The organism is Streptomyces sp. NPDC002793, assembly GCF_040295485.1.
In the GTDB taxonomy this organism is placed as follows: domain Bacteria; phylum Actinomycetota; class Actinomycetes; order Streptomycetales; family Streptomycetaceae; genus Streptomyces.
Genome location: NZ_JBEOVL010000007.1, coordinates 58,863 through 75,396 on the forward strand (window position 1 = coordinate 58,863; position 16,534 = coordinate 75,396).

General features: G+C 70.6%; 11 protein-coding genes. 9 read left to right on the top strand and 2 right to left on the bottom strand.

What is annotated here, in order from left to right; all coding sequences use genetic code 11:
• Nucleotides 1-23 precede the first annotated feature (23 nt).
• Together ABT001_RS08880 and ABT001_RS08885 are read left to right on the top strand one after the other, a co-directional pair.
• Nucleotides 24-380 carry a YkvA family protein gene (locus ABT001_RS08880; protein ID WP_351274439.1) on the top strand — a complete coding sequence of 119 codons (357 nt, stop codon included), beginning with the start codon at nt 24-26 and terminating at the stop codon, nt 378-380.
• Between the two features lie 37 nt (nt 381-417).
• On the top strand, nt 418-2,319 hold the full coding sequence (locus ABT001_RS08885) for a rhamnogalacturonan lyase (protein ID WP_351274441.1): 1,902 nt from the start codon (nt 418-420) through the stop codon (nt 2,317-2,319).
• 57 nt (nt 2,320-2,376) lie between these two features.
• On the opposite strand, the gene ABT001_RS08890 is transcribed toward ABT001_RS08885, so the two are convergent.
• On the bottom strand, nt 2,377-3,108 hold the full coding sequence (locus ABT001_RS08890; protein WP_351274444.1) for a VOC family protein: 732 nt from the start codon (nt 3,106-3,108) through the stop codon (nt 2,377-2,379).
• 210 nt (nt 3,109-3,318) lie between these two features.
• Between ABT001_RS08890 and ABT001_RS08895 the strand changes: the two genes are divergently transcribed.
• Complete coding sequence (locus ABT001_RS08895) at nt 3,319-5,754, top strand: GH92 family glycosyl hydrolase (RefSeq protein WP_351274447.1); 2,436 nt, start codon at nt 3,319-3,321, stop codon at nt 5,752-5,754.
• A 173-nt stretch (nt 5,755-5,927) separates the two neighbouring features.
• Nucleotides 5,928-9,254, top strand: a complete 3,327-nt coding sequence (locus tag ABT001_RS08900; protein ID WP_351274450.1) for a LamG-like jellyroll fold domain-containing protein — start codon at nt 5,928-5,930, stop codon at nt 9,252-9,254.
• 83 nt (nt 9,255-9,337) lie between these two features.
• On the opposite strand, the gene ABT001_RS08905 is transcribed toward ABT001_RS08900, so the two are convergent.
• Nucleotides 9,338-10,357, bottom strand: a complete 1,020-nt coding sequence (locus tag ABT001_RS08905; protein WP_351274453.1) for a LacI family DNA-binding transcriptional regulator — start codon at nt 10,355-10,357, stop codon at nt 9,338-9,340.
• Between the two features lie 211 nt (nt 10,358-10,568).
• On the opposite strand from ABT001_RS08905, the gene ABT001_RS08910 reads away from it, so the two are divergent.
• The 5 genes from ABT001_RS08910 (at nt 10,569) to ABT001_RS08930 (ending at nt 16,509) form a co-directional block, all read left to right on the top strand.
• Nucleotides 10,569-11,414, top strand: a complete 846-nt coding sequence (locus ABT001_RS08910; RefSeq protein ID WP_351274456.1) for a phytanoyl-CoA dioxygenase family protein — start codon at nt 10,569-10,571, stop codon at nt 11,412-11,414.
• A gap of 265 nt (nt 11,415-11,679) precedes the next feature.
• Nucleotides 11,680-12,765 (top strand): ABC transporter substrate-binding protein, encoded by a 1,086-nt coding sequence (locus ABT001_RS08915; RefSeq protein WP_351274458.1) that lies wholly within the window; start codon nt 11,680-11,682, stop codon nt 12,763-12,765.
• Between the two features lie 101 nt (nt 12,766-12,866).
• Complete coding sequence (locus tag ABT001_RS08920) at nt 12,867-14,474, top strand: sugar ABC transporter ATP-binding protein (protein WP_351274461.1); 1,608 nt, start codon at nt 12,867-12,869, stop codon at nt 14,472-14,474.
• On the top strand, nt 14,471-15,469 hold the full coding sequence (locus ABT001_RS08925) for an ABC transporter permease (protein WP_351274464.1): 999 nt from the start codon (nt 14,471-14,473) through the stop codon (nt 15,467-15,469). The genes ABT001_RS08920 and ABT001_RS08925 overlap by 4 nt, the downstream gene beginning before the upstream one ends.
• Nucleotides 15,466-16,509, top strand: a complete 1,044-nt coding sequence (locus ABT001_RS08930; RefSeq protein ID WP_351274466.1) for an ABC transporter permease — start codon at nt 15,466-15,468, stop codon at nt 16,507-16,509. The genes ABT001_RS08925 and ABT001_RS08930 overlap by 4 nt, the downstream gene beginning before the upstream one ends.
• Nucleotides 16,510-16,534 lie beyond the last annotated feature (25 nt).

Below are 16,534 nucleotides of genomic sequence, written 5' to 3' on the forward strand. Positions count from 1 at the left end.
GCTCCGCCGGGAGACGATGAACCATGGACATCTCGGTCTGGCTCCTCATCGGCGCGCTGGCGCTCCTGCTCATGGCGGGTGCCGCAGCCGTCCTCCTGGTACGGGTGATCCGGGCCAGGAAGCTCCTCGTCGACGCGGGCGTCCCCTTGCGGAACAAGGCGCTCGTGTGGGCGGCGATGATCTACACCGTGTCGCCCGTCGACCTCCTGCCGGACCCCGTCTATCTCGACGACATCGGCTTCCTGCTGCTCGCCCTGCGCTCGCTGCACGCCGCGGCGGACGCGGCCCGCCCATGGCGGGGGAAGGCGGCCGGTGCGACGCCGCCGGGCGCAACACCGACGGAACGCGACGGCAACCTTTCGGCTTCCGGGAGCAACTGAGGGGGCGTAAGCCGTCCCCTGCCAGAAGGTGCCTCTCGTGGAGCCTCTGCTTCCCCCCTCCGATCCCCGCCCCCACCGCAGACGCCGCACCACCCGTACCCGTGCGCTGGTCGGCGCTCTGACGGCCGGGCTGCTCGCCGCCGGTGGCCTCGTAGCACTCGGCCCGGCCTCGCAGGCCGCCACCGCGCGGCAGGCCGAAGCGCTCGACCGCGGCGTCGTGAGCGTGCACACCGACAGCGGGAACCTCGTCAGCTGGCGCTGGCTGGGCACCGACCCCGACAACGTCTCCTTCAACGTCTACCGGGCCGGCACCAAGGTCAACGCCACCCCGGTCACCGCGTCCACGAACTACTTCCACTCCGGTGCGCCCGCCACCGCCGACTACACCGTGCGCGCGGTCGTCGACGGCGTGGAACAGGGTGACTCCGTGCACGCGGTCCAGTTCCGGGCCGGATACAAGGACGTACCCATCAGCCCGCCCGCCGGAGGGACGACACCCGACGGCGTGGCCTACACCTACGAGGCCAACGACGCGTCCGTCGGCGACCTGGACGGCGACGGCGCCCTCGACTTCATCCTGAAGTGGCAGCCCACCAACGCCAAGGACAACTCCCAGTCCGGCTACACGGGCAACACGATCGTCGACGGGATCCGTCTCGACGGCACCCGTCTCTGGCGGATCGACCTCGGGCGCAACATCCGCTCGGGCGCGCACTACACCCAGTTCCAGGTGTACGACTACGACGGTGACGGCCAGGCCGAGGTGGCGATGAAGACCGCCGACGGCAGCGTCGACGGCACCGGAAAGGTGATCGGCAGCTCCTCCGCCGACCACCGCAACTCCGCCGGATACATCCTGTCCGGGCCTGAGTTCCTGACGATGTTCAACGGGCGGACCGGCGCGGCGATGGGCACCGTCGACTACGTCCCCGCGCGCGGCACGGTGTCCTCCTGGGGTGACTCCTACGGCAACCGGGTCGACCGCTTCCTCGCCGGTACCGCCTACCTGGACGGCGCGAGGCCGTCCCTGATCATGGCGCGCGGTTACTACACGCGCAGCGTCATCGCCGCCTGGGACTGGCGGGGCGGAGCCTTCACCCGGCGCTGGACCTTCGACACGAACAGCTCGACCAACGCCGGCAAGGGCTACGACGGCCAGGGTAACCACCAGCTGTCCGTCGCCGACGCCGACGGTGACGGCAAGGACGAGATCATGTACGGCGCCATGGCCGTGGACGACAACGGCAGCGGACTGTGGACGACGAAGAACGGCCACGGCGACGCCATGCACGTAGGGGATCTCGACCCCTCCCGGGCAGGTCTCGAGGAGTTCAAGGTCGACGAGGACAGCTCGAAGCCGTCCTCGTGGATGGCCGACGCGAGGACCGGCCAGATCCTCTGGTCCACCCCGGCGGGCGGGGACAACGGGCGCGGCGTGTCCGGTGACATCTGGTCCGGCAGCGCCGGCGCCGAGTCGTGGTCCTCCGCCGTCTCAGGCGTGCGCGGTCCGAAGGGCAACGTGGTGACCAGCCGCAAGCCGTCCAGCTCCAACTTCCTGTCCTGGTGGGACGGTGACACCACTCGTGAACTGCTCGACGGCACCCACATCGACAAGTACGGCACGTCGGGCGACACCCGGCTGCTGACCGGGGCCTCGGTCCACTCGGGGAACGGCAGCAAGGCCACGCCCGCGATCTCCGGTGACCTCTTCGGAGACTGGCGGGAGGAGGTCGTCTGGGCGACCACCAACAACACGGCGCTGCGGATCTACTCCACGCCGCACGAGACCGGCACGAAGATCACCACCTTGCTGCACGACACCATGTACCGGACGGCACTGGCCTGGCAGAACACCGCTTACAACCAGCCGCCGCATCCCAGCTTCGCCATCGGCAGCGGGATGGCCACCGCGCCCCGGCCGAGCGTCATCACGCCGTAGCGCGCCTGCGGGCCGTGCCCCCTCTCCTCTTCGGGCGCGGCCCGCTCGTCGGCGGTCCTACTCGCCCGTGACGGGGTCGCGCCCCGTGAGGCAGTAGAGACCTCCCGCCGGGTCCCGCATCACCGTCCACCCGTCGCCCTCGCGCACGAACTCGGCGCCCCGCGCTTCGTGCCGCGTCCTTCCGGCGGCCAGGTCGGAACACGCCACGTCCAGGTGCGCGGAGGCGGCGCGGGGCTCCTCCAGACGCTGGACGAGCAGATGGACCGGAAGATCCTGGGACGGGCGGAGCACATGGAACTCCCGGTGGTCACCCGGGCGGGCGTCCCAGCCGGTCAGTCCCGCCCAGAACGCGACCTCCGCGTCGAACACGGCCGGTGACACGTCGAGGCAGAGCTGGTCCAGCCGGCTCGTGGCAATGCCGGGACCCGCGAGGATCGGGGGCCGCCGCTTCTGGCCGCGCCAGGGCACGACGCAGAAGGGCTGGCCGCCGGGGGAGCGGAGGACCGTCAGCTCCGTTTCCCGGGCCGTGATCTCCGCGCCCAGCCGGCAGGCCAGGGCGGTGAAGGCGGGCATGTCCTCCACCGCCAGATCGGGATGAGCCCCGCCCGCCCCGCCCACCGATTGGACCGCCAGGCAGGCGTCAGCCCCGCCCGGGAGCAGGGTGGTGAATTCGCCCCGCTCGCCCCACGGCGTGGAGACACGAGTCCCGGTGACCGCGCTCCAGAAGGCGGCGGCTCGCCCGGCGGCCGCCGCCGGGCGGTCGATGAAGGCGTACGTCCAGCGGATCACGGTGCTCCTCTGCGGTGGGCCCGACGCGGCTCCTGGCGGCCTTCATCGTGCCAGGACCAGGGCTTCGAAGGCCCGTTCATCCCTCGTTCACCGGTCGGATCCGCCCGTGGCGTTCCCCCGCACGCCGTGGGGACCTACGCTCGGCCCGAATCGATCAACGCTGGTCCGTGTTGACAACGTTGTCCACTTCTGTCGGAGGTATCCGAGAACATGCCCTCCAGAGCGTCCGCGGCCCGGCGCCTCACCGCACGGGCCGCCGCGATCGTCCTCACCGGCGCGCTCGCCGGCGCCGTCACACCGCCGGCCGCCCAGGCGGAGGTGCTCGTCACGCGTCCCACCGCCTACGTGGACCCGATGATCGGCACGGCGAACGGCGGCAACACCTATCCCGGAGCGGTCCGTCCGTACGGGATGATCGCCTGGTCACCGACCAGCACCACGGGCGACCAGACGAGCACCGGGGCGGCCAACGGTTACGAGTACGGGGTGACCCGGATGCGCGGACTGAGCCTCACCCACGTCAACGGGGCGGGGTGCAATCCCGGAGCCGCGGGTGACGTGCCCATCATGCCGTTCGTCGGCGATGTCACCTCGTCCCCTTCCGCGGACACCAGGGACGCCGTCTACGCGTCCGGCTTCTCCCACGACAACGAGCGTGCCGTGCCCGGCCGTTACACCGTCGGACTGGACTCGGGCGCCACGGCGGACCTGGCCGTCAGTGAACGCGCGGGAGTGGCGGACTTCAGCTTCCCGGCGGACAAGCCCGCCAATCTCCTCTTCCGGGTGTCGAACTCCCTCAACGGCAGCGAGGACGCCGAGGTCGACATCGACACCGCCCACCGCAAGGTGACCGGTTCGGTGCTCACCGGGGCCTTCTGCGGCCGTCGCGCCAACGGTGGTACCAACAACCGCAAGAGCTACTACAGGCTCTACTTCAGCGCCTCCTTCGACCGTGACTTCGCCTCCACGGGAACCTGGCGCGACGGCACCCTCGCACCGGGCGCGACCAGCGGAAGCGGTGGCGAGGGTTACGCCACCGGGGCCGACCGGGCCGGGCGCGGATCCGGCGGCTGGGTCGGCTTCGACACCGGGGCCGACGACGACGTCCGCATGAGGATCGGGATCTCCTACGTCAGTCAGGCCGGCGCCGAGGCCAATCTCCGCAAGGAGATCACGCCGAGGGCGAGCGTCGACGACGTGGCCCGGGCGGGATCCGCAGCCTGGGACCGTGAACTCGCCGCCGTGCGCACCGGGGGCGGGAGCGACGCGCAGCGCACCTCGTTCTACACCGCGCTGTACCACTCGCTGATGCAGCCGAACCTGATCAGTGACACCGACGGCCGCTACCCGGGCATGGACGGGAGGCCGCACCGCGTGGTGCGGGGGCAGAAGGCGCAGTACAGCAACTTCTCCGGCTGGGACCAGTACCGCGCACAGATCCAGCTCCTCGCCCTCCTCAAGCCGAGGATCGCCGGTGACTTCGCCCAGTCGCTGTACAACTTCGCCCGGCAGAACGGAGGCGTCTGGGACCGCTGGGTGCACGTCAACGGTGCCACGCACGTGATGACCGGTGACCCCACGGCCGCCACCCTCGCCACGTTCTACGCCATGGGTGTGCGCAACTTCGACTACGAGGGCGCCTTCGAGTCCCTGGCCCGCCAGGCCACCGTGCCCCACCTGGACGGCCTCTCCGACGCGGGCTGTCCCGGCCAGTGCACCGGCCAGCGGCCCAACCTCGCCCAGTACCTCGAATCCCACTACGCCGCCCATGACGTCTGCCACTGCTGGGGCGGTGCCGCCGAGACCCTGGAGGACGCGGTCGCCGACGCGGCGCTCGGGCGCTGGGCCCGGCTGCTGGGGCGTGACGAGGAGGCCGACGCCTTCGAGGAGCGCGGCACCTGGTGGCGCAACGTGTTCAACCCCGCGGCCGGCGACGGAGCCGGGACCACCGGCTACATCCAGGCGCGCAACCTCGACGGCTCCTGGGTGACCCCCTTCGGTCCGGGCAGTGACCGAGGCTTCGCCCAGGGGACCAGCGCCACGTACACCTGGATGGTCCCGCAGGACGTGCAGGGCCTGGCGGCAGCCATGGGCGGCCGGGAGACCGCGGCGAAGAGGCTGGACGGCTTCTTCCACAAGGCGGACGGTTCCTGGTCGGTCAAGGGCGGTGACGCGCTGCGCTACGACCCGACCAACGAGCCGGGCATCCACGCCCCGTGGCTCTACAACGCGCTGGGTCAGCCCTGGAAGACCCAGGAGACCGTGCGTGAGATCGTGAACACGGTCTACGGGACCGGCCCGCGCGGTCTGCCCGGCAACGACGACCTCGGCACGATGTCGGCCTGGTACGTCTTCTCGGCGCTCGGCATCTACCCGCAGACGCCGGGCAGCGCCACCATGCTGCTGGGGGCGCCGCTCTTCCCGTCCGCGGTGCTGGACCGGCCGCAGGGCGGGGACATCCGCATCAGCGCTCCGCAGGCCGATGCCACACATCCGTACATCGACGCGGTCAGCGTCGACGGGCGGGCGAGTGACAGGTCCTGGACGGACGCCCGGCTGGTCACCCGGGGCGGGTCGCTGACCTACCGGCTCACCGACCGGCCGAACACGTCCTGGGCCACGGGGCCTGCGGGCCTTCCGCAGTAGTACACCGGCCGTACCTGTTCCGGAGCCCGGTGGGCGGCCCCGTGCCGTCCTCCGGGCTCCGGCGTGCCCGGAGGGGAGGGCAGGAGGGGCCCGGATTTTCTATCGTTGAAAATTCTGGGTGCACGACCGTTGTCAGGTGTTTGAGGCTGTGGCTCAATGTTCGACTATGTGCAGTGCTCCGCGGTTCGGGGCACTTCGGCTTCTTCGACGAGGACGACGCCTTGATACGACAACTAGCCCGCCCCCGCACGCTCTTCAGATCACTCGCCTGTACGGCGGCGCTGCTGCTCCCTGTGGGGGCCATCCTGGTCCCGGCTGCCGCCGCGTCCCCCGCCGCGGGCACCGCCTCCGCACCGGCCGCCTCGGCGGAGGTCCCCTCCACCGAGGTGCGCGGCCTCAAGGGTGAGTACTTCGCCATGTCCGCCCCGGGCGCCCGCGACTTCGCGGAGCTCGGCGCCGTGGCACTCGACCCGGAGATCAACTTCCCCGGCCTGACCGGTGCGTTCGAGTCGGCCACCGGAAGGACCGAGCACACCACCGCCCGCTGGACGGGGCAGATCGAGGCCCCGGAGACCGGCGACTACACCTTCGCCGCCATCGGTGACAACGGCTTCCGGCTCTTCATCGACGACAAGGCCGTCATCGACCACTGGGAGCCGGACTGGGACAAGGAGCAGACCAGCGCGCCGATCGCACTCGAGGCCGGCGAACCGCACACGTTCCGGCTGGAGATGTTCCAGGACACCGGCGGAGCGAACATGTTCCTGCGCTGGTCCAGCGCGAAGCTCGCCAAGCAGCTCGTCCCCGAGTCGGCCTTCACCCCGCCCGCCGACTTCGAGGTCTACCCGGTCGGGCTGAGCGTCGCCGAGAACGGTCTGAAGCTGCAGGCCGCCTTCGACCACGACATCAGCGGCATCGAGGACGTGAAGGACCACCTCGCCGTCGAGGCGGACACCACGCCGATGCCCGTCAAGTCGGTCGCGAGGGTCCCGGGCAACCGCAAGGCCCTAGTCGTCACCCTCGATGCGGCCGTCCAGAAGGGCCAGCAGGTCAAGTTCGCGTACGACGGTGAGGGCGGCCTGAAGGCCGGCGACGAGACAGTCCCGGAGATCAGCCGCCGGGCGAAGAACCTCTCCACGCACCGGCTTCTCACCCCGTGGGGCGAGAAGGTCGACCGCAGGAACCCGCTGCCCGAGTACCCCCGCCCGCAGCAGGTGCGCGACGACTGGAAGAACCTCAACGGACCGTGGGAGTTCGCCGGGGCCGAGGCGGGCGAGCAGCCGGTCTTCGGCAGGAAGCTCGACGAGCGCATCACCGTGCCGTACCCCGTCGAGTCCCAGCTCTCCGGACTGGAGCGCCACGAGGACCACATGTTCTACCGCAAGCTGGTCACCGTGCCCAAGGGCTGGTCGGTCGGCAAGCGGAGCGGTGACGACCGGCTGAAGCTCAACTTCGGTGCCGTCGACTACCAGGCCCGGGTCTGGGTCAACGGCAAGCAGGTCGCCGAGCACACCGGCGGCTACACCGCCTTCAGCGCCGACATCACCGACGCCCTCAAGGGCAGCGGCCCCCAGGAGATCGTGGTCGCGGTCACCGACACCACGGGAGCCGACCAGCCCACGGGCAAGCAGTCCCCCAACCCCAGCGGCATCTTCTACACCGCTTCCTCCGGCATCTGGCAGACCGTCTGGATGGAGCCCGTCGCGCCCGCCGCCGTCGACTCCCTGAAGACGACGCCCGACATCGACAAGGGCCGGCTCGCCCTGACGGTCGACTCCGAGAACGCCTCGAAGTCCGCCCGCGTCACCGCCGTCGCCCGGGACAAGAAGGGCAAGGTCGTCGGCACCGTCACAGGCCCGGCCAACAGCGAGCTGAGCCTGCCGGTCGCCGGGCAGCACCTGTGGACGCCGGACGACCCCTACCTGTACGACCTCCAGGTCACCCTCAAGGACGGCCGCTCCAAGGACACCGTCGACAGCTACTTCGGGATGCGGTCCTTCGGCGTCGCCGAGGTCGGCGGCTACCAGAAGCTGGTGCTCAACGGGAAGCCGTTCTTCTCCCTCGCCCAGCTCGACCAGGGCTTCTACCCGGACGGCCTGAACACGGCGCCCAGCGACGACGCACTGGTCTTCGACCTGAAGGCCCAGAAGGACCTCGGCTTCAACTCCGTCCGCAAGCACATCAAGGTCGAGCCCGCCCGGTGGTACTACCACGCGGACCAGCTGGGCCTCCTGGTGTGGCAGGACTTCGTCTCCGGCAACCTCACCGGCGAGAAGGGCCAGAAGGCCTTCCTCGACCAGGGCGCCGAGATGATGGAGCAGATGCACAACTACCCCTCCATCGGAGCCTGGATCGTCTTCAACGAGGGCTGGGGCGAGTGGGACCGCACCGAGACCGGCAGGATCACCGAAAAGGTCCAGGCCGCGGACCCCTCGCGCGTCGTCAGCGCCCACAGCGGTGTCAACTGCTGCAACTCCAAGGGCGATTCCGGCAAGGGCGACATCATCGACCACCACGACTACAACAACACCGACCCGGCCTTCCCGGACGAGACGCGCGCAGCGATCGACGGTGAGCACGGTGGCTTCACCCTGCGCATCCCCGGCCGCATGTGGCCCGGCGCGCCCACCGCGATCTACAGCGGTGTCGCGGACAAGGACGCCCTGACCGCCAAGTACGTCGACAACACCCGCACGTACTACCTGGAGCAGGCCGGCGCCGAACTCTCCGGCTCCATCTACACCCAGGTGACCGACCTGGAGAACGAGCTCAACGGTCTCTGGACGTACGACCGCCGTGAGATCAAGGTCGACCCGGCGAAGGTACGGGCGATCAACGAGGAGGTCATCGCGGCCGGCGCGGCCGCCGGTGAGCGGGACGAGGTCAAGGGCGGCGGTGCCTGGTCGCTCGACGAGAACGAGGGCACCAAGGCAGCCGACAGCGGCCCGAACCAGAAGGACCTGACCCTCACCGAGGGGGCGTCCTGGACGCCCGGAGTGCGGGGCTCGGCGCTGAAGTTCGACGGCGACGGCCAGTACGCGCAGACCGACGGCCCGGTCGTCGACACCACCGGCGACTACACCGTGTCCGCCTGGGCCTCGCTCGACGCGCTGCCGGGCAACTACGCGACCGTCCTCAGCCAGGACGGCCGCCGCCAGGAGAACCCGTTCTACCTTCAGTACGGGCAGGGCGGCTTCGCCTTCTCCACCCCCGGCGCCCACCGGGCGCGGCTGGAGATCGAGCCCGAGCTCGGCCGGTGGTACCACCTCGTCGGCGTACGCGGCGGCGACGAGATCAAGCTGTACGTCGACGGCAAGCTCGCCTCCACCGCGCAGGCCGGGACCGCGGACGTCAGCACGGGCGCGCTGTCCGTGGGCCGGGCCAAGTGGTCGGGCGGCAACACCGACTTCTGGAACGGCTCCGTCGACCAGGTGCGGGTGTACGACAAGGCGCTCACCGACCAGGAGGTGACCGCGCTCCACGACGGCGAACAGCCGTAGGTCACCGGACCGGACGACGGTTCCCGGCGGTGCGCGGCGACAGCGCCCGCACCGCCGGGAGTTCCGGCGCGGCAGGCCCCGGCTCAGACGGGGAAGACCGCGGCGCCCGTGCTCTCCCGTACCAGCAGCCGGTGCGGGACGACGATCCGGCGCGCCGGCAGCGAGCCGAGCCGGCCGAGCACACGCTCGGCCAGGCACTGCACCGCCCGTTCGGCGATCTGCTCGCGGTCCGGGGCGATCGTGGTGAGCGACGGTGCGGAGAACCGGCCGTCCTCGATGTCGTCGAAGCCCATCAGTGCCACATCGTCCGGCACCCGCACGCCCTGTTCGGCGGCGACGCGCAGCGCCCCCAGGGCCAGTTCGTCGCTGAAGCAGAAGACGGCGTCGGGGCGCTCGGGCCGGAGCAGCAGCTCACGCAGGGCCCGGGCGCCCTCCGCGCGGTGCAGGTCGGTCACCTCGACCTCGGCCACCGGGCTCAGTCCCGCGTCCCGCAGCCCCAGCCGAAAGCCCTCGGCGCGCAGTTCGGCCGTGCCGTGGCCCAGCCCGGACTGCAGTCCGATCGCGGCGACACGCCGACGGCCCAGTGCGACCAGGTGGGCCGTTGCCGCCCGGGCAGCTGCCACGTTGTCCAGGGCGACGTGGTCGATCGAGCCGAGCGGATCCAGTTCTCCGAGGACGACCAGGGGGAGACCGCCCGCGAGCGAGGCGAGTTCGGCCGGCGGCGTCGACCACGGGCTGATGACCATTCCGTCGACCTGGTGGCCCTCCGAGCCGTCGAGGAGACGCCGCTCCAGGTCCGCCCGCCCGCCCGTCCGCTCCAGGAGGACCGTCCAGCCGCGCGCCTGCGCGGCGTCGATGAGATGCCCGGTCAGCGCCCCGAAGTAGGGGGAGTGGATCTCGGGGACGACGACCCCGATGAGCCCGGTGCGTCCCTGCCGGAGGTTACGGGCGGCGAGGTTGGGGCGGTAGCCCAGTTCATCCACCGCCGCCATGACCCGCGCACGTGTGTCCGGGGCCACGGCCGCCGCATTGCTCACGACGTTGGAGACGGTCCGGACGGACACGCCCGCGAGCGCGGCGACGTCCTTGAGTCTCGCTGCCACGGCCGGTGTTCCTGCCCCTCGGTGCGCGGGGGCGGCGGACCGCGCCCTCTGAGCTGTGCACCGTAACAGGTCCTGCGGCACACGGATGTTCCTCACTCTTGCCACGTTGTTTGCAACGTTGCAACATGAGGGCGGCGCAGGGCGGATCCAGGTCGGGATCCGCTGGGAGCAGCCTGTTGCGCCGCATCCCCCCGATGAGAGGACCACCGCCATGCACGAGGCCGCGACACCCGCCGCCCCGCACCCGTACCCGCACCCCGACGAGGCGGTGCGGGACCTGTACTCGGCAGGGATCACCGCGTGCCGGGGCGCGTTCACCCCGCAGTGGGCCGGCCTGATGCGGGAGGACATCGACAGCGCCTTCGCCGAGGCCCGCGGCAGGGAGGGCGGCGCCGTCGGCAGGGGACCCCACCGGTACTACGTCGAGATCCACCCCGAGCAGTTGCGCGGCTTCGTGGACCTGGTCGATCATCCCTGGGTGCGCGGGGTGTCCGAGGCCGTCCTCGGGCCCGACTACCGCATCGTCGAGCTGGGCTTCGACGTCCCGCTGGCCGGAGCGATGAACCAGCCCTGGCACCGGGACTTCCCCATGCCGGACGCGACACGCCACGGCCGCCGGCTGACCTCCCTGGCCTTCAACCTCACCGCCGTCGACACCCGCGACGACATGGGCCCGTTCGAGATCGCGCCCGGCACCCAGTGGGACGACGACGCGCGCTTCGACCACGGGATGTTCCCGCCCCGCGAGGACCACCCGCGCTACGCCGGGCTCGCCGAACGGAAGTACCCGCGACGGGGCGACATCTCGGCCCGTTCCGCCCTGACGGTCCACCGGGGCACGGCCAACCGGTCGTCGGACCCGCGCCCCGTCCTGGTGCTGGGCGTCGACGCCCCGGGTGCGGGCAACGACGCCCACCACGACATGGCGGTCACCCGGGAGTACTGGGCGTCCCTTCCCGGCCGGGTGCGGGCGCACCTGCAGTGCCCCGTCGTGGAGGAGCTGACCCCCCTCGTCCAGAAGCACACGATCGAGGGCCTGGTCATGGGCGAGGCCTGACGGGCACGGTGTGCGAGGCCCCGGGCGACACATTTTGGAAACGCGACGTCAACTCTCTTGCCGCTTGCGGCACCTCGCCTATATAACGTTGTAAACCGAGCCGCCGAGAGGCCGCACAAGCCCTCACGACCGCAGTTCCCGCAGCTCGCAGAGGGTCGTGAGGAATTGCAGCGCCATCTGCCGCCGAGCGGCCGATGCACCGTCCCGCCATGCCCGACCGCACACCGAAGGGTGTGCCGTCACCTCGCCAAGGAGCGTCCCGCGCATGATGACCCAGCGTCGATCCCGAACCCTCGCCGCGGCCTGCCTGCTCGCCGCCACCGCCACGCTGGCCGCTTCCGGCTGTTCCAAGTCGGAGACCACGGACAGCGCGGGCAGTGACAGCAGCCAGGGAGCGCAGGCGGCGGAGTCTCCCGAGGCCGCCTCCGGTCCCGGCTGTTCCCTGCAGAGCTACGGCGCACCCAAGATCGACCTCAAGGACGCTGTGGTCGGCTTCTCCCAGTCGGAGAAGGAGGCCAACCCCTTCCGCATCGCCGAGACCCGGTCCATCAAGGACGAGGCGGCCAGGATCGGCGTCAAGAAGCTGCTCACCACCAACGCGCAGTCGCAGCTGTCCAAGCAGATCAGTGACATCCAGGACATGCTCTCCCAGGGCGCGCAGTTCCTCATCATCGCCCCGCTGAACTCCGACGGACTGGAGCCCGCGCTCAAGGCGGCAGCGGCGAAGCAGGTGCCCGTCCTCACCATCGACCGCAAGGTCAACTCCACGGCGTGCAAGGACTATGTGGCCTTCCTCGGCTCCGACTTCGTCGAGCAGGGCAAGCGTGCCGCCGACGCGATGATCAAGGCGACGGACGGCAAGGGCAAGGTCGCGATCCTCCTCGGCGCCTCGGGCAACAACGTGACCACCGACCGGACCAAGGGATTCGTCGACCGGATCAAGGCCGAGGCGCCCGGCATCGAGATCGTCGCCCAGCAGACCGGCGAGTTCGCCCGTGACAAGGGCCAGCAGGTCATGGAGCAGCTCATCCAGTCCAAGCCCGACATCACCGCCGTCTACGCGGAGAACGACGAGATGGGCCTCGGAGCCGTCACCGCGCTGAAGGCGGCCGGCAAGAAGCCCGGCAAGGACGTCAAGATCGTCTCGGTCGACGGCACCCGCAACGCCGTACAGGCCCTTGTCAACGGCGAGTACAACGCCGTCATCGAGTCCAACCCGCGCTTCGGACCGCTGGCCTTCGCGACCGCCCAGAAGTTCTACGGCGGCGAGGAGATCCCCGAGAACGTCATCATCACCGACCGCGCCTACGACGAGACCAACGCCAAGGAATCGCTCGGCGGGGCGTACTGATCCGCTTCTGAACGCATCGGCCCCGGCCGCCGTGGCGCTCGCACCAGCTCACGGCGGCTCCCGGGCCCTCCCTCTTGGACAGCGGAAGGCCGAGAACACCCATGGCACCACCCGAAGCAGTACCTCAGGCACCGGAGGTGGCCGCGCCCACGGCCTCCACGGTGCTCGAAGCCCGCTCGGTGAGCAAGCGGTTCCCCGGCGTCGTCGCACTCGACGACGTCACCTTCTCCCTGCGCGCGGGGGAGACCCACGCGCTCGTCGGTGAGAACGGCGCCGGCAAGTCCACCCTCATCAAGGTGCTGACCGGCGTGTACCGGCCCGACGGAGGTGAGCTGCGGATGGCCGGCGAACCGGTCGGGTTCGCCCGGCCCTTCGAGGCCCAGCAGGCCGGAATCTCCACCATCTACCAGGAGGTCAACCTCGTCCCGCTGATGAGCGTGGCGCGCAACATCTTCCTCGGCCGTGAACCCAGGAACCGCCTCGGGCTCATCGACTTCGGCCGCATGCACCGGGAAGCAGGCGAACTGCTCGACGGGTTCGGCGTCCGGGCCGACCCCCGGCGCCCCCTGCACACCCTGGGGATCGGCACCCAGCAGATGGTCGCCCTCGCCCGGGCCGTCTCCGTCAACGCCCAGGTCGTCATCATGGACGAACCCACCTCCTCGCTCGAACCGCGCGAGGTGGAGACCCTCTTCCGGGTCATCGGAAACCTGCGGGACCAGGGCATCGCCGTCCTCTACGTCAGCCACCGCATGGACGAGCTCTACCGCGTCTGCGACCGCGTCACCGTCCTGCGCGACGGCCGCCACATCCACACCGGCGACCTCGCCGGCCTCGACAGGATGCAGCTCGTTTCGATGATGCTCGGCCGCGACCTGTCCGAGGTGCGCCGCTCCGGAGTCACCAGCTTCGGCGCGGAAGGGCACGAGGCGGCCCGTACGCCCGTCCTCACCGCGACCGGGCTCTCCAGCCGCCTCCAGCTCCACGACATATCCGTCTCCCTGTACGCGGGCGAAGTGCTCGGCCTCGGAGGCCTCCTGGGCTCGGGCCGCAGCGAGACGGCGAAGGCACTCTCCGGAGCGCTGCCCCTGGACGCGGGCGAACTCACCGTCGACGGCACCGCCTTGAAGCGCCTCACCCCGGCCGCCGCCATCCGGGCCGGCATCAGTCTGCTGCCCGAGGACCGCAAGGCCGAGGGCATCGTGCCCGGACTCTCCGTCCGCGAGAACATCGTGCTGGCCGCGATGCCTCGCCTCTCCACGGCCGGTGTCGTCTCCCGGGCCAAGCAGGACCGGATCGTCGAGATCTTCATGAAGCGCCTGCGGATCAAGGCGTCGAGCCCGGAGCAGAAGGTCGGCGAACTCTCCGGCGGCAACCAGCAGAAGGTCCTGCTGGCCCGCTGGCTCTGTCTGGAACCCAAGGTCCTGCTGCTCGACGAACCCACCCGCGGCATCGACGTCGGAGCCAAGGCCGAGGTCCAGAGCCTCATCGACGACCTCGCCCGCGAGGGCCTCGCGGTCCTGCTCATCTCCTCGGACATCGAGGAGCTCATCGAAGGCGCCGACCGCATCGTCGTCCTGCGCGGCGGAGCCGTCGCCGGTGAACTGTCCGGCGACGACGTGGCCGAGGACCGGCTGCTCGAAGTGCTCGCCGACCACGCACCGCAGCCGGCGGACCGGGCCCCGGCCACCCAGGAGGACCCCCGATGAACCGGACAGCCGTCGCCCCGCCCACGAAGGGCGACACCCCCAGGAAGTCCACGCACCCCCTGGACCGGCTGCGTGACCCCGCCTGGTACCAGAAGTACGGCGTCTACGTGGCCGTGGCGGTGGTGCTGCTCTTCAACGCCCTGTTCACCGAACACTTCATGACCGCCGACAACTTCCGTACCCAGCTCGTCCAGGTCGCCCCCATCGTCATCGTCGCCCTGGGCATGGCCCTGGTCATCGGCACCGAAGGCGTCGACCTGTCCGTCGGCTCGACGATGGCGCTCGCCGCCGCGTTCCTGCCGCTCTACCTCGGATACGGGCTCGTACCCGCGCTCGTGGTCGCCCTGCTGGCCGGCGCGGTCGTCGGCGCGGTCAACGGCGCACTGGTCTCCCTCGTCGGGCTCCAGCCCATCGTGGCCACGCTCGCCCTGTTCGTCGGAGGCCGCGGCCTGGCCCTGGTCATGGCCGACGGCCAGCTCAAGCAGATCGTCAATCCCGACCTGCTGTCGCTGGGCACCGGCTCCTTCCTCGGGATCCCGCTGGTCGTCCTGATCGCCGCCGTACTGGCCGTCGCCGTCGCCTTCCTGGTGCAGCGCACCACCTTCGGCCGGCAGGTCGTCGCCATCGGCGGCAACCGCTCCGCCGCCGCGCTCGCCGGGCTGCCCGTCAAGCGGGTCCTCATCGGCGTGTACGTGATCTGCGGAGTGCTCGCCGCGCTCGCCGGGATCCTCGCCACGGCCAGACTCACCGCGAGCGATCCCTCCTCGCTCGGCACCCTCATGGAACTCTCCGCCATCACGGCGGTCGTGGTCGGTGGAACCCCCCTCAACGGAGGCTCCGTCCGGGTCCTCGGCACCGTGGCGGGCGCCCTGCTCATGCAGCTCCTGCGCGCCACACTCGTCAAGCACGACCTGCCCGACTCCACCGCACAGATCGCCCAGGCGGCCATCATCATCGCCGCCGTCTACGTCGCCCGGGAGCGTCGGTCCCGATGAACGAAACCAAGCCCGCCACCGCGGCCCCGGCCCCCGGGCCGACGACGGCACCCCCGGCCCGCCCCACCGCCGGACCCGAACGGACCGGCCGGCAGCGCGCCGCCGAACTCCTTCAACGCCAAGGCGTCCTCGCGGTCCTGCTGGCCGTCGTGATCGCCGCCTCCTTCATCTACCCGACCTTCGCGTCCCTGGACAACGCCCGCGGTGTGACCATCCAGGCGTCCTTCCTCGCCGTGGTCGCGCTCGGCATGACGATGGTCATCATCACCGGCGGCATCGACCTGTCCGTCGGATCGGTCTTCGCCCTCGGCGGAGTACTCGCCGCCTGGGCCTCGCAGTACGGATTCCTCGCCGCGCTGCTGCTCCCCCTCGTGGTGTGCGGCGGAATCGGCCTGCTCAACGGACTCCTGATCGCCCGGGGCAACATGGCCCCGTTCATCGTCACCCTCGCCACCCTGCTGGGCGCCCGCGGCCTGCTGCTCGCCCTCACCGACGAGGGCGCCACCACCTACCTGGTGCCCAAGGGCTCGGCCTTCGCCGAGCTCGGCCAGGGCAGCGTCTGGGGCTTCGGCCACCCGATCCTCATCGCGCTGGTGCTCTTCGGAGCCGGCGGACTCGTCCTGCAGCGCACCTCGTTCGGGCAGACACTCTTCGCGGTCGGCGGCAGCAGTGACGCGGCCACCCTGATGGGCCTCCCCGTCGCCCGCACGAAGATCCTCGTCTACACACTCAGCGGCCTGCTCGCCGGGCTCGCCGGCGCACTCAACGCCGCCAGGCTCTCCTCCGGCGTCACCATCGTCGGGGTCGGCATGGAACTCGACGCGATCTCCGCCGTCGTCATCGGCGGCACCCTGCTCGTCGGCGGCGCGGGGTCCATCAGCGGCACGCTCTGGGGCGTCCTGCTGCTGGCGGTCATCCAGAACCTCATCAACCAGATCGGCTCGCTCAACTCCTCCTACCAGTCCGTGGTCAGCGGCGGCTTCCTTATCGTTGTGGTGGTGGCCCAGCGTTACCTGGCACGCAGTCGCAGAAGTACCTGACGACGGCCACGGGCCGAGGGCCGGA

What these genes read in the sequence shown, in the direction of transcription:
- ABT001_RS08880 (WP_351274439.1), top strand. Translation starts at nt 24, where the DNA reads ATGGACATCTCGGTCTGGCTCCTCATCGGCGCGCTGGCGCTCCTGCTC.
- ABT001_RS08895 (WP_351274447.1), top strand. Translation starts at nt 3,319, where the DNA reads ATGCCCTCCAGAGCGTCCGCGGCCCGGCGCCTCACCGCACGGGCCGCC.
- ABT001_RS08910 (WP_351274456.1), top strand. Translation starts at nt 10,569, where the DNA reads ATGCACGAGGCCGCGACACCCGCCGCCCCGCACCCGTACCCGCACCCC.
- ABT001_RS08915 (WP_351274458.1), top strand. Translation starts at nt 11,680, where the DNA reads ATGATGACCCAGCGTCGATCCCGAACCCTCGCCGCGGCCTGCCTGCTC.
- ABT001_RS08920 (WP_351274461.1), top strand. Translation starts at nt 12,867, where the DNA reads ATGGCACCACCCGAAGCAGTACCTCAGGCACCGGAGGTGGCCGCGCCC.
- ABT001_RS08925 (WP_351274464.1), top strand. Translation starts at nt 14,471, where the DNA reads ATGAACCGGACAGCCGTCGCCCCGCCCACGAAGGGCGACACCCCCAGG.
- ABT001_RS08930 (WP_351274466.1), top strand. Translation starts at nt 15,466, where the DNA reads ATGAACGAAACCAAGCCCGCCACCGCGGCCCCGGCCCCCGGGCCGACG.